The organism is Cellulomonas biazotea (assembly GCF_004306155.1).
GTDB lineage: Bacteria > Actinomycetota > Actinomycetes > Actinomycetales > Cellulomonadaceae > Cellulomonas > Cellulomonas biazotea.
Genome location: NZ_BIMR01000020.1, coordinates 19,385 through 31,587, shown reverse-complemented (window position 1 = coordinate 31,587; position 12,203 = coordinate 19,385). Strand labels below are relative to the sequence as shown.

Sequence of the window (12,203 nt, the reverse complement as noted above, 5' to 3'; positions counted from 1 at the left end):
GTCGATCGCGGAGCAGACGAACCTGCTCGCGCTCAACGCGACGATCGAGGCCGCGCGCGCCGGGGAGGCCGGCAAGGGCTTCGCGGTCGTCGCCGGCGAGGTCAAGGAGCTCGCCTCCGAGACGGCCAAGGCCACCGAGGACATCGCCCGCCGGGTCGAGGCCATCCAGGCCGACACGACCGGCGCCGTGGGCACCATCGGCGAGATCGGCGAGATCATCGCGACGATCAACGACTACCAGATGACCATCGCGTCGGCCGTCGAGGAGCAGACCGCGACGACCAACGAGATGTCCCGCGGGGTCGTCGAGGCCGCCACCGGCTCCGGCGAGATCGCCCGGAACATCACCGGCGTGGCCACGTCGGCCGCTGTCGCGAACGACGTGCTCGGCCAGATGGGGTCGTCGGTCGCGGAGCTCGCCCGCATGTCGGCGGACCTGCGCACGCGCGTCGAGGCGTTCACGGTCTGACGTTCCCGCCGCCCGCCCGCGCCGGCCCCGTCTGGCGGGTCGTCGGGCCTACGGCGCGTCACCGGTCCGACCCCGTCCTGGTGCCCGACACCCCGCGCTCAGCGGGCACCAGGACGGGGTCGCGCAGCACCGGGGGCCGGGACGGCCTGGGCGCGGCAGCCGAGCCGGGTGCGCCCGCCTCGTCCGTCGGGCGGACGGACCCGGCCGGAGGACCGTGGGCGGCTACGCGACCCGGGTGCCGCGCGGCAGGTGGCGCTGGGGGACGCGGAGGCGCCGGACCGCCACGACGAAGCCGCCGGCACCGAGCAGGACGTTGAACGCCAGCCCGTACGGCCACACCGGGCTCGGGTTCGCCCCGTCCCGGGGGTCGGGCGGCGGGGTCGTGTCCTGGCCCCACCAGCACTCGTAGCGCTCCGCGGGCGGGCCGAGGCGCAGGTCGCGGACGCCCTCGCGGATCGCGCCGAGCGGCTCGTCGACGTACGGGTCCGACGGGCTGCCTGCCGCGTCCGCCACCACGACGAACGGGTTCGCCGCGAGCAGCCACCACGTGCGCTCGGTGTGCGACACCTCGCGCGGTCGCTCGGTCCGCTCGCACGCCGGCACGTCCTCGCCCATCCACTCGCCGTCCGGCGGCCCGTAGACCATGACCTGCTCAGTCTGCGTCACGACGGGGAAGGTCAGCCCGAACAGCACGGGCGTGAACACCGTCAGGCCGGCGACCGTGACGAAGGTGAGGACGGTCGACCCGGCCGTGCGCGCCACGACCGCCGACCAGCCGAGCCCGATGCCGCACACCGCGGCGAGCAGGGCCGCGACGAGCAGCACCGCCGCGAGCAGCGCGGTCGGCGGTGTGCTGCCCAGCAGCAGGGCGAGCAGCAGGAACGGCAGGCTCACGACGAGGAACGCGCACGCCGACGTCCAGGCCGCGAGCAGCTTGCCCGTCGCGATCTCCGCCGGGGTCAGCAGCGTGACCTGCAGCGTCGCGAGCGTGCCCGCCGCGCGGTCGCCGTTGACGGCGGTCGACGTGAGCGTCGGGGTGACGAGCAGCCCCAGCCCGAGGACGAGGAACGTCACCGCGCCGAACACGATCGCACCGTTGTTCTGGGCGTCCTCGTCGAGCGCCCCGAGCGCACCCGTGACGAGCGCGGTGATCCCCCCGACCACGACGAACCACACGACGAGGGCCACGATCCAGCGGGTCGAGCGGACCCGCTGCCGGAGCTCGAGGGCGGCGACCGTGCGGACGCCGTGCCACGTGAGGCCCCACGTCGCGGAGCGGCGGCCTGCCGGGACGGGCGGGGGGACGTCGGCGTCGGCGTCGTCGAGCTCGACGGGGGTGACGGTCATCGGCGCTCCTCGTCGAGGTCCAGGTAGGCCTGCTCCAGGCGGCCGCCGACCGGGGCGAACGACGTCACCGGCACGCCTGCCGTGACGGCGTCGCGCAGCAGGCGGGCGGCGTCGGCCTCGTCGGCGACGTCGACGAGCACGGCGCCGGGCCGGTCGTCGGGCGGGGTCTCGGCCGGGCGGGCCGGGTCGCCCTCCGGGCGCCACGCGACGCCCGACGACGTCAGCCAGCCCGTGAGGGCCGCCGACGACAGCGTGCGCAGCACGAACGAGGTCCGAGGTCGCGCCTCGCCGAGCGCGCCGTCCGACCACGCCCCGACGACCGTCCGGCCCTTCGACAGGAAGACGGCGTCGTCGGCCATCTCCTCCAGCTCGGACAGGACGTGGCTCGACACGAGGACGGTGCGTCCCTCGTCGGCCAGGCGGCGCAGCAGCAGGCGCAGGTCGATGCGCGAGCGGGGGTCGAGGCCGCTGGCCGGCTCGTCGAGCAGCAGGACGTCGGGGTCGTGCACGAGCGCGCGCGCCAGGCCGAGCCGCTGCTTCTGGCCACGGGACAGCACGCTCGCGGGCCGGTCGGCGTACTCGGTGAGGTGGACGGTCGCGAGCAGCTCGTCGACCCGTGCCGTCGCGCGGCCCCGCGGCAGCCGGTACGCCGCCGCGAACGTGCCGAGCACCTCGCGCGCGGTGAGCGAGTCCCACGTCCCGAACGCGTCGGGCATCCACCCGGTGCGGGCGCGTGCGGCCGGGCCGGTCGTCACGGGGTCGTGCCCGGCGACGCGCACCGTCCCCTCGTCGGGGACGAGCAGCCCGGCCAGGACCAGCAGCAGCGTCGTCTTGCCGGAGCCGTTGGGTCCGACGAGCGCGGTCACCCGGCCGGCGCGGGCGTGCAGGTCGACGCCGTCGAGGGCCCGGACGGACCCGAACGCGCGCCGCAGGCCGCTCACGACGATCCCGTCGGTGCCGCCCGGGGTGCCGGGCGTCGGCGGTGCCGGTGCGGGCAGCGGCGGCGGTCCGCCGTCGGGGGCGTCGTCGTCGACGGTGCTGGTCATGCCGACACGGTAGGGCCCGCCGCGGGGCCCCGTCCGCGACTCGACGTGCAGGAACGGTGCAGGTCGCCCGCCCCCCGACGGGTCCGGACCGACCCCGGCCGCGCGTGGTGCCGACCCCGATCACGCGTGGTGCCGACCCCGTCCTCACGCCCGCACCGCGCGCATGAGCGGGCGCCATGACGGGGTCGTGCACGCCGCCCGGAGGCGGACGAAGGGTGGAACGGGTTTGCCTGGCGGCGAGCCGCGTGCCTACGCTCCCCGCGACCACCAGGTACCCGGCGGGCCGTTGAGAGAGACGGAGGCCGGCGACAGATGGAGCAGCACCATGGCACTAGTCGTGCAGAAGTACGGCGGGTCGTCGGTCTCCGACGCCGCCAGCATCAAGAGGGTCGCCAAGCGCATCGCCGCGGCGAAGCGCGCGGGTGACGACATCGTCGTCGTCGTCTCCGCGATGGGCGACACGACGGACGAGCTCATCGACCTCGCCCAGCAGATCACCCCGCTGCCCCCCTCGCGGGAGATGGACATCCTCCTCACCGCGGGCGAGCGGATCTCGATGTCGCTGCTCGCGATGGCGATCAACAACCTCGGCGTGAAGGCCAAGTCGTTCACGGGCCAGCAGGCGGGCGTCATCACGGACGCCGTGCACGGCCGGGCGCGCATCGTCGACGTCGTCCCGCACCGCATCCGGGAGACGATCGAGCGCGGTCAGGTCGCGATCGTCGCGGGCTTCCAGGGCGTCACGTCGGACACGAACGACGTGACGACGCTGGGACGCGGCGGCTCGGACACGACGGCCGTCGCGCTCGCGGCGGGCCTGGGCGCGGACGTCTGCGAGATCTACACGGACGTCGACGGCGTCTTCAGCGCGGACCCCCGCATCGTGCCCGCGGCCCGCAAGCTCGACCGCGTCTCCTACGACGAGATGCTCGAGCTCGCCGCGAGCGGCGCCAAGGTGCTCGTCCTGCGGTGCGTCGAGTACGCCCGCCGGTACGGGGTCCCCGTGCACGTCCGTTCGTCGTTCTCGACCCACACCGGCACGCTCGTGACGAACGAGCCCGCCGCCGAAGGCCCCGAAGGAGCAGCAGTGGAGCAGCCGATCATCGCGGGCGTCGCGCACGACCGCAGCGAGGCCAAGATCACCGTCGTCGGCGTCCCGGACGTGCCCGGCAAGGCCGCGCGCATCTTCCAGGTCGTCGCCGGGTCGGGCGTGAACATCGACATGATCGTCCAGAACGTGTCCGCCGCCGCGACGGGCCTCACGGACATCTCGTTCACGCTCCCCGCGACGGACGGCGCCACGGCGACCGCGGCCCTCTCGGAGCACCAGCCCGACATCGGCTTCCAGTCGCTGCAGTACGACGACACCATCGGCAAGCTCTCGCTCATCGGCGCGGGCATGAAGTCGCACCCGGGTGTCTCCGCGAAGCTGTTCGCCGCGCTGTCCGACGCCGGCATCAACATCGAGATGATCTCGACCTCGGAGATCCGGATCTCCGTCGTCACCCGCGCCGACTCGCTCGACGAGGCGGTCCGCGCGGTCCACACCGCGTTCGAGCTCGACTCGGACCAGCAGGAGGCTGTCGTGTACGGAGGGACGGGACGATGAGCGGGCTCACCCTTGCGGTGGTCGGGGCGACCGGCCAGGTCGGGAGCGTCCTGCGGCGCCTGCTCGACGAGCGTGACTTCCCGGTCGGGACGATCCGCTACTTCGCGTCCGCCCGGTCCGCCGGGACGACGCTGCCGTGGCGCGGCACCGACGTGGTCGTCGAGGACGTCGCGGTCGCGGACCTGTCGGGCATCGACATCGCGATCTTCTCCGCGGGCGGCGGGACGTCGAAGGAGCACGCGCCGCGGTTCGCGGCGGCCGGTGCGGTCGTCATCGACAACTCCTCGGCGTGGCGTCGGGACGTCGACGTGCCGCTGGTGGTCTCCGAGGTCAACCCGTCGGCGCTGGCCGACGTCCCCAAGGGCATCATCGCGAACCCCAACTGCACGACGATGGCCGCGATGCCGGTCCTCAAGGTGCTGCACGAGGAGGCCGGTCTGCGCCGCCTCGTCGTCTCGACCTATCAGGCGGTGTCCGGCGCGGGCCTCGCTGGTGTCGCGGAGCTTGCGGGCCAGATCCAGGCGGCGGCGTCGCAGGACATCGCGGCGCTGACGCACGACGGGTCGGCCGTGGAGTTCCCCGCGGCGGAGAAGTTCCCGCGGACCATCGCGTTCGACGTCATCCCGCTCGCGGGCTCGGTCGTCGACGACGGCTCGTACGAGACCGACGAGGAGCAGAAGCTCCGTCACGAGTCCCGCAAGATCCTCGGTATCCCGGACCTGCTGGTGTCCGGCACGTGCGTGCGCGTGCCGGTGTTCACGGGCCACTCGCTGTCGATCAACGCGGAGTTCGAGCGGCCGATCACGCCCGAGCGTGCCCGCGAGCTCCTGGCGGACGCGCCCGGCGTCCAGCTCGACGACGTCCCGACGCCGCTCGCGGCCGCGGGCGCCGACCCGAGCCTGGTGGGCCGCATCCGCCAGGACGAGGGCGCGCCCGAGGGCCGCGGTCTGGCCCTGTTCGTCAGCAACGACAACCTGCGCAAGGGTGCGGCGCTCAACGCGGTCCAGATCGCCGAGCTCGTCGCGACCCACCTCGGCGCGTCCGCCCACGCCTGACGCACGTCTGCCGTCAGGGCCCGCACCGAGGCCGGTGCGGGCCCTGCGCGTCGATGGCCCCGGATGAAGTGGATGACCGTCCACATCCTGCAAGGTGGACGATCATCCACTTCTGCTCCTGTCCGACCGACAGAAGTGCTGGTCGGACGATGGTCGCATGGGTGCCGTCCTGCGCGATGCCCGTGAGGCCGGGCTCCCGGGGTGTGACGAGGGTGGTCAGGCCGACGGGTCGATCGGGAAGTTCTGGTCGAAGACGTGGTCGGGGTCGTAGGTGCGCTTGAGGGCGCGCAGGCGGTCGAGGGTCGCGGGCGGGAACGCGTCGAGCAGCCGCTCGGGGCGCGGGTCGGTCTCGAACGACAGGTAGAGCCCGTCCATGTGCGGGTAGGCCTCGCGGTCCCAGACGGTGTCGAGCCCGGCACGGTCGACGCGGCCCGCGAAGGCGGTGACCGAGAACTCGTGCGCACGGTGCGCGTACGCCGTCGCGGAGGCCGGGACGTCGTTGACGGCACCGCCGACGGCCCGGAGCTGCAGCAGCGACGCCTCGCCGCTGAGCAGGACCGATCCCAGGGCCGCACCGGCGTCAGGCGACATCCGGGGGAGCAGGCCGGAGCGTGACACGGGCGGCGCGCCGCCGTCGTGGTGCTTGGACACGGGCCCGATGATCCCGGCGTAGGGCGTGACCTGGGCGCGCTGGTCGAGGACGGGTCCCGCCTCCAGGAGCGGCTCCAGGGCGGCGACGGCGGCCTCGGTGTCGGCGGACGCCCAGACGGTCATGGCCTGCGCCATGGGTCCGCGGTCGCGGCCGCCCGCGGACAGGTGCAGGAACGACGTGAGCTCACGGGGTGCGTCCTGCACCAGGGCACCCCAGCGCGCGACGAGCGCCCCCGGGTCGGTGGCGTCGAACACCATCTGCGCGAACACGACGTCGGGGACCTCGGACGCCTCGATGTCGACGGACGTGACGACGCCGAGGTTGCCGCCGGCGCCGCGCAGCCCCCAGAACAGCTCCGGCTCGGCGTCGGCGGACACGACGTGCACCGACCCGTCGGCCAGCACGACCTCGAACGCCACGACGTGGTCGATCGTCAGGCCGTGCAGACGCCCGAGCAGCCCGATGCCGCCGGTGGTCGCGAGCCCGCCGACGCCGACGCCGCCGTAGTCGCCGGACGAGATCGCCCACCCGCGCCGCGCGATGGCGGCGGCGACGGAGCCCCACGTGGCTCCGGCGCCGATGCGCACGCGGCGCGTGGCCTCGTCGACGACCTCGACCGACGACAGCCGCCCGACGTCGAGCACGACGCCGCCGTCGTTGGTGGACCGCCCGGAGATGCCGTGCCCGCCGGACCGCACCCCCAGCGGCCCGCGCTGGGCGCGCGCGTACGCGAGGGCGTCGACGACCTCGGACGTCGTGCGGGGCAGCAGGACCAGACCGGGTGCCCCGCGGCGCATGTACGTCGAGCGGACGTCGGAGTAGCGGCGGTCGCCGGGCTCGACGGCGTCGACGCCGGTCGGCACGTCGTCGTAGGCGATCCCCTCGACGCGCCGGGCGAGCGCGGCGGCGCTGCGCACCGGGCCGGTCGCCGTTCCTGCAGAGGCGCGCTCCGCGGCGACGGCCTCGCGCACGGCGGGCGCGACCTCGGCACCGAACGCCTCGATGACGGACGGGTCGTCGGTGCCGAGGATGAACGTCCCGACGCCGTCGGTGAGGGCGAGCGAGACGAGCGCGTCGACCCAGGCGGACGGCGGGCCGGTGAGCGACCCGGTGCCGGGCGTGAGGTTGAGCAGCCGCCGGATCTCGCGCGGGTCGCGTCCGGCCTCGGCGGCGGCGGCGTCGACGGCGCGGTTGCCGCGGGCGAGGTCGCCGGGCTGCAGGTACCCCTCGGACGGCAGCCACCCGTCGGCCTTGGCGCCGGTCAGCCGCAGCATGCGGGGCTTGTACGCGCCGAGCCAGATGCCGACGTCGTGCGCGGGTGCGGGGCCGCGCTTCGCCCCGTCGACCGAGTGGTGCGAGCCGCCCACGCGCAGGGGCGTGCGCGTCGACGTGTCCCACAGGCCGCGGATGACGTCGATCGCCTCGGACAGCGCGTCGACGCCCTGCCCGGGTGTCAGGCGCGGGACGCCCATGCCGACCATCGCGTCCCAGAACGCGCCCGCGCCCAGCCCGAGCTCGGCGCGGCCGCCGGACAGCAGGTCGAGCGACGCGACGGCCCGGGCCAGGACGGCGGGCGGCCGCAGCGGGAGGTTGAGCACGTTGCCCGCGAGGTGCACGCGCGTGGTGCGCGCGGCGACGTAGGTGAGCAGCGTCCAGGTGTCGAGGAACCGCGGCTGGTACGGGTGGTCCTGGAACGTCACCAGGTCGAGCCCGGCCTCCTCGGTGAGGACCGCGAGCGACACGGGGACCTGCGGGTCGGCGTTCGTGGGGGTCAGGAAGGTGCCGAAGGTCAGGTCGTGCCCGTAGTCCGTCATGGGTCCTCGTCGTCGTCGTCCGCGGGGCCGACCGGCGCCGCCACCTGACGCAACCGTCGCACCCGCCGACGACTTCCCGCCTCCGGTCCGGTCGGATCCCTTGCGGCCACGGCGGGTTCTGTGGTTCATTAGTCGAGTAATGAACCACAGAACCTCACGACGACAGGAGGCGCCGCGTGTTCGACGGCCGTGAACCCCTGTACGTCCAGATCGCCGACCAGATCCGTCAGGACGTCCTCAGCGGCGCCCTCGAGGCCGAGGAGCAGGTCATGTCCACCACGCAGTACGCGACGACCTTCCGCATCAACCCGGCCACCGCCGCCAAGGCGTTCGGTGAGCTCGTCGACGAGGGCGTCCTCTACAAGCGGCGCGGCGTCGGCATGTTCGTCGCCCCCGGCGCCCGCGAGAAGCTGCGCGCCGAGCGTCGCGACTCGTTCTTCGCCGACGTCGTCGACCCGATGCTCGAGCAGGCCCGCCTGCTCGGCATCGACGTCGACGAGGTCGTCGCCCGACTCCGCGCGCGCGCCGCCACCGCGCCGCAGCGCAGCACCGACACCCCCCAGGCAGGTGCCCGATGACCGGCTTCGCCGTCGAGGTCCGCGACCTCACCGCCCGCTACGGCTCGACCACCGCGCTCGACGCGGTGTCGTTCGAGATCCGGCCCGGCGCCATCACGGGCCTGCTCGGCCGCAACGGCTCCGGCAAGACGACGTTCCTGTCGGTGCTCGCCGCGTTCCGCCGCCGCACCGGCGGCACGGTCCTCGTCGACGGCGAGGACCCGTGGGAGAACCCGCGCACCATGGGCGGCACGTGCCTCGTCCGGGAGAGCGGCGACGTCGTCCTCGACGAGGCCATCAAGGAGAACCTCTCCTTCCTCGCGGACCGTCGGCCGCACTTCGACCGGACCGCCGCCGAGGCGCTGCTCGACCGGTTCGAGCTCGACCCCGACAAGCGCCCCGACCGGATGAGCCGCGGCCAGCGCTCGGCGTTCGGCGTCGTCGTCGGCATCGCGACCCGCGCCCCGCTCACTCTGCTCGACGAGGTGCACCTCGGCATGGACGCCCCCGCGCGGTACGCGTTCTACGACGCGCTGCTCGCCGACTGGATCGAGCACCCGCGCACGATCGTCCTGTCGAGCCACCTCATCGGCGAGGTCGAGCGGCTGCTCGAGGACGTCGTCGTCATCGACAAGGGCCGTGTCCTGGCCGCCGACGACGCGACGACCCTGCGCGAGCAGGGCCTGACCGTCACCGGCCCGGCCGACGCCGTCGACGCGTTCGTCGTCGGCCGCCGCGTCGTCGCCCGGCAGGTCCTCGGCCGCACCGCGCAGGCCACCGTCATCGGCACCGCGTCCGACGACGCCCAGCGTGCCCGCGCCGCGGGCCTGGAGCTCGGCGCCGTCGGCCTGCAGGACCTGTTCGTCCACCTCACCGACCGCGCCGCCGGCGAACCCGCCGACGCCCTCACCCCGCAGGAGTCCCGATGACCGCCGCGACCCCCGCCCTCCCGGCGAAGGCCGGGACGGGCTACGCCGAGAACCAGGTGTGGCTGACCGCGCGCTGGCTGCTGCGCACCGCGATCTACCTCGCGGTGTGGTTCTGGGGCATCGCGGTCGTCGTCGTCGTGGGCGCGACCGTCGTCGTCGCCAACGTCGGCGAGCTGCACAACAGCGTCTTCGCCTTCGCCCGCCAGGGGGCGATCTGGTTCCCGTTCTCGGTGTTCATCATCGTCTCGGCCACCTACCTGCCGATCCACGTCGCGACCGGCCTGACCCGGCGCAGCCTCGCGCTGGGCGCGGTCGTGGCCGCCGCGGTCACCGCGGTGATCTACGGGACGGTGTTCTCGCTGCTGCTGCTCGCCGAGCGTGCGGTGTTCGAGGCCGCCGGCTGGCAGTGGCGGTTCTTCGACGACCTGTCCGCCGGGGCCGGCCCGGAGACCTTCGTCCCCGCGTCCTTCCTCACGTACTTCGTGGCGTACCTGTCCGGCCTGCTGGTCGGCATCGCCTACCTGCGCGGCGGCGGCTGGTGGGGGACCATCACGCTCCCGCTGACCGTCGGCCCGATCCTGCTCGTCTCGGCCTTCTTCTCGGCCGACGCCGGGCCGGTCGCGACCGAGAGCTGGTTCGGCGGGCGGGGCGTCTCGGTGCCCCTGGCCGTCGCGGCGAGCCTCGTCCTGGCCGCGCTCATGGCGTTCGTCTTCGACCGGCTGGTGCGCGGGGCCGACGTCCCGGTCCGCACGAGCTGACCGCAGCACCCACCCAGCACCCACCCGCACGTCCCCACGGGACGGCTCCGAGCCGCTCCCGCGGCACCTCGCACCCTCATCCAGCCCAGTCCGACCCAGGAGGAGCACCATGCCCACCCCCGTCATCGAGGTCGAGCACCTGCGCAAGACCTACGGCAGCACCGTGGCCGTCCAGGACGTCAGCCTGCAGGTCATGCCCGGCGAGATCTTCGGCGTCCTCGGCCGCAACGGCGCCGGCAAGACCACCACCGTCGAGATCGTCGGCGGGCTGCGGCACGCCGACGCCGGCGACGTCCGCGTCCTCGGGCTCGACCCGCGCCGCGACGCCCGTCGCCTGCACGAGCGCGTCGGCCTGCAGCTGCAGGAGAGCGAGATGCCGGGCCGGATCACGGTCCGCGAGGCGCTCGACCTGTACGCGGCGTTCTACTCCGACCCCGCCGACCCGGCGTCGCTCATCGCCGACCTGGGCCTGGCCGAGAAGGCCGGCACCCAGTACCAGAAGCTGTCGGGCGGCCAGAAGCAGCGGCTGTCGGTCGCGCTCGCCCTGGTCGGCAACCCCGAGGTCGCGATCCTCGACGAGCTCACGACGGGCCTCGACCCGCTGGCCCGCCGCGAGACGTGGTCCGTCGTGGAGGCGATCCGGCAGCGCGGCGTGACGATCGTGCTGGTCACGCACCTCATGGAGGAGGCGGAGCGGCTCTGCGACCGGATCGCGCTCATCGACGCCGGCCGGGTCGTCGCGACGGGCACGCCCGCCGAGCTCGCGGCCCGTGCGTCGGCCGGCCAGGTGCTGCGGTTCCGCCCGTCGGCACCTCTGCCGCCCGCCCTGCTCGACCGCACCGCGACGGTCACCGGCGTCACCGACCGCGACGGCACGATCGAGGTGCACGGCACCGACAACGTCGTGCAGGACGTGCTCGTCGCGCTGCACGGCCACGGCATCCGCCCGCTCGGTCTGCACCTGGAGCAGGGCTCCCTCGAGGACGCGTTCGTCGCCCTCACCGGTCGCGCGTCCGCCGACGCCGGACCGGACGTCCACGCGGCGAAGGCCGCACGTCGCGCCACGAACCGGAAGGCCTGACCGATGCCCACGACCACGCGCACCACGAGCACCACGACCGCCGCCCCGGCGCGTCCCGCGGCCCGGACCGGCTCCGCGTCGGGCGTCCGCGCGCTGCGCCGCCTCACGCTCACCGAGGGGAAGCTGTTCCTGCGCGACCCGTCGAACGCGTTCTTCGCGGTCCTGTTCCCGGCGCTGCTGCTCACCGTCCTGGGCCTCGTGATGCCCTGGGCGGACGAGCCCTACGACGCCGACGACCCGATCCTGTCCCAGTTCACCGCGATCACCGGCTACACCCCGATCGTGCTGGCGCTCGCGGTCGGCACGGTGGCGTTCACGACGTTCCCGACGACCCTCGCGACGTACCGGCAGCGCGGGGTGCTGCGCCGGCTGTCGACGACGCCGCTGCCCCCGACGCGCGTGCTCGTGGCGCAGGTCGCGGTGAACCTCGCGGCGCTGCTCGTCGCGGCGGTCCTGGCGCTGCTGCTCGGCGTCGTGGTCGTCGGCGTGGACCTGCCGGAGCAGCCGCTGCTGCTCGTGGGCGCGTTCGTCCTGTCGGTGCTGTCGGCGTTCGCGGTGGGCTCGCTCATCGCGGCGGTCGCGCCGACGGGGCCGTCGGCGAACGGCATCGGGGCGACCGTGTACTTCCTGTCGCTGTTCTTCGCGGGGGTGTGGCTGCCGCTGCCGATCATGCCGCAGGTGGTGCAGGACATCGCCCAGTTCACGCCGCTGGGGGCCGCGTCGCAGGCGATGACCGCGGCGTGGTTCGGCCAGCCGCTGCCGACGGTCGAGCTGCTCGCGATGGCCGCGTGGGCGGTGCTCGGCGTCCCGCTCGCGGCGCGGCTGTTCCGCTGGTCGTGACCGCCTGACGCTCCGGGAGGGGGAGCGCGACGGCCCGTCGGGGGGA

At 74.3% G+C, this 12,203-nt stretch carries 11 protein-coding genes; 8 read left to right on the top strand and 3 right to left on the bottom strand.

Annotation, left to right across the window (positions count from 1 at the left end):
* The coding region (locus tag CBZ_RS02120; RefSeq protein WP_246012961.1) for a methyl-accepting chemotaxis protein at nt 1-469 on the top strand (469 nt) is incomplete at its 5' end.
* 222 nt (nt 470-691) lie between these two features.
* On the opposite strand, the gene CBZ_RS02115 is transcribed toward CBZ_RS02120, so the two are convergent.
* The gene (locus CBZ_RS02115) at nt 692-1,816 is read right to left on the bottom strand and encodes an ABC transporter permease (protein ID WP_130779971.1); all 1,125 of its coding nucleotides are present in this window, start codon (nt 1,814-1,816) and stop codon (nt 692-694) included.
* The gene (locus tag CBZ_RS02110; protein WP_130779970.1) at nt 1,813-2,862 is read right to left on the bottom strand and encodes an ABC transporter ATP-binding protein; all 1,050 of its coding nucleotides are present in this window, start codon (nt 2,860-2,862) and stop codon (nt 1,813-1,815) included. The genes CBZ_RS02115 and CBZ_RS02110 overlap by 4 nt, the downstream gene beginning before the upstream one ends.
* A 325-nt stretch (nt 2,863-3,187) precedes the next feature.
* On the opposite strand from CBZ_RS02110, the gene CBZ_RS02105 reads away from it, so the two are divergent.
* Both CBZ_RS02105 and CBZ_RS02100 read left to right on the top strand, forming a co-directional pair.
* Nucleotides 3,188-4,471, top strand: a complete 1,284-nt coding sequence (locus CBZ_RS02105) for an aspartate kinase (protein ID WP_130779969.1) — start codon at nt 3,188-3,190, stop codon at nt 4,469-4,471.
* Entirely contained in the window at nt 4,468-5,526 is a 1,059-nt protein-coding gene (locus tag CBZ_RS02100) for an aspartate-semialdehyde dehydrogenase (RefSeq protein ID WP_130779968.1), read from the top strand. Before CBZ_RS02105 ends, CBZ_RS02100 begins: the two co-directional genes overlap by 4 nt.
* A 216-nt stretch (nt 5,527-5,742) precedes the next feature.
* On the opposite strand, the gene CBZ_RS02095 is transcribed toward CBZ_RS02100, so the two are convergent.
* Nucleotides 5,743-7,992 (bottom strand): LLM class flavin-dependent oxidoreductase, encoded by a 2,250-nt coding sequence (locus tag CBZ_RS02095; protein ID WP_130779967.1) that lies wholly within the window; start codon nt 7,990-7,992, stop codon nt 5,743-5,745.
* A 176-nt stretch (nt 7,993-8,168) separates the two neighbouring features.
* On the opposite strand from CBZ_RS02095, the gene CBZ_RS02090 reads away from it, so the two are divergent.
* The 5 genes from CBZ_RS02090 to CBZ_RS02070 all read left to right on the top strand — a co-directional run bounded on the left by CBZ_RS02090 (nt 8,169) and on the right by CBZ_RS02070 (nt 12,157).
* Nucleotides 8,169-8,570, top strand: a complete 402-nt coding sequence (locus CBZ_RS02090; protein WP_130779966.1) for a GntR family transcriptional regulator — start codon at nt 8,169-8,171, stop codon at nt 8,568-8,570.
* Entirely contained in the window at nt 8,567-9,478 is a 912-nt protein-coding gene (locus CBZ_RS02085) for an ABC transporter ATP-binding protein (protein WP_130779965.1), read from the top strand. Before CBZ_RS02090 ends, CBZ_RS02085 begins: the two co-directional genes overlap by 4 nt.
* Nucleotides 9,475-10,236, top strand: a complete 762-nt coding sequence (locus CBZ_RS02080) for a hypothetical protein (protein ID WP_130779964.1) — start codon at nt 9,475-9,477, stop codon at nt 10,234-10,236. The genes CBZ_RS02085 and CBZ_RS02080 overlap by 4 nt, the downstream gene beginning before the upstream one ends.
* Before the next feature lie 109 nt (nt 10,237-10,345).
* Nucleotides 10,346-11,317 (top strand): ABC transporter ATP-binding protein, encoded by a 972-nt coding sequence (locus tag CBZ_RS02075; RefSeq protein WP_130779963.1) that lies wholly within the window; start codon nt 10,346-10,348, stop codon nt 11,315-11,317.
* Nucleotides 11,318-11,320: 3 nt separating this feature from the next.
* Nucleotides 11,321-12,157 carry an ABC transporter permease gene (locus tag CBZ_RS02070; RefSeq protein WP_130779962.1) on the top strand — a complete coding sequence of 279 codons (837 nt, stop codon included), beginning with the start codon at nt 11,321-11,323 and terminating at the stop codon, nt 12,155-12,157.
* The last annotated feature ends 46 nt before the right edge of the window (nt 12,158-12,203 follow it).

Bases quoted from the DNA above. Each gene is read 5' to 3' on its own strand.
- CBZ_RS02115 (WP_130779971.1), bottom strand. From the start codon at position 1,816: ATGACCGTCACCCCCGTCGAGCTCGACGACGCCGACGCCGACGTCCCC.
- CBZ_RS02110 (WP_130779970.1), bottom strand. From the start codon at position 2,862: ATGACCAGCACCGTCGACGACGACGCCCCCGACGGCGGACCGCCGCCG.
- CBZ_RS02105 (WP_130779969.1), top strand. From the start codon at position 3,188: ATGGCACTAGTCGTGCAGAAGTACGGCGGGTCGTCGGTCTCCGACGCC.
- CBZ_RS02100 (WP_130779968.1), top strand. From the start codon at position 4,468: ATGAGCGGGCTCACCCTTGCGGTGGTCGGGGCGACCGGCCAGGTCGGG.
- CBZ_RS02095 (WP_130779967.1), bottom strand. From the start codon at position 7,992: ATGACGGACTACGGGCACGACCTGACCTTCGGCACCTTCCTGACCCCC.
- CBZ_RS02085 (WP_130779965.1), top strand. From the start codon at position 8,567: ATGACCGGCTTCGCCGTCGAGGTCCGCGACCTCACCGCCCGCTACGGC.
- CBZ_RS02080 (WP_130779964.1), top strand. From the start codon at position 9,475: ATGACCGCCGCGACCCCCGCCCTCCCGGCGAAGGCCGGGACGGGCTAC.
- CBZ_RS02075 (WP_130779963.1), top strand. From the start codon at position 10,346: ATGCCCACCCCCGTCATCGAGGTCGAGCACCTGCGCAAGACCTACGGC.
- CBZ_RS02070 (WP_130779962.1), top strand. From the start codon at position 11,321: ATGCCCACGACCACGCGCACCACGAGCACCACGACCGCCGCCCCGGCG.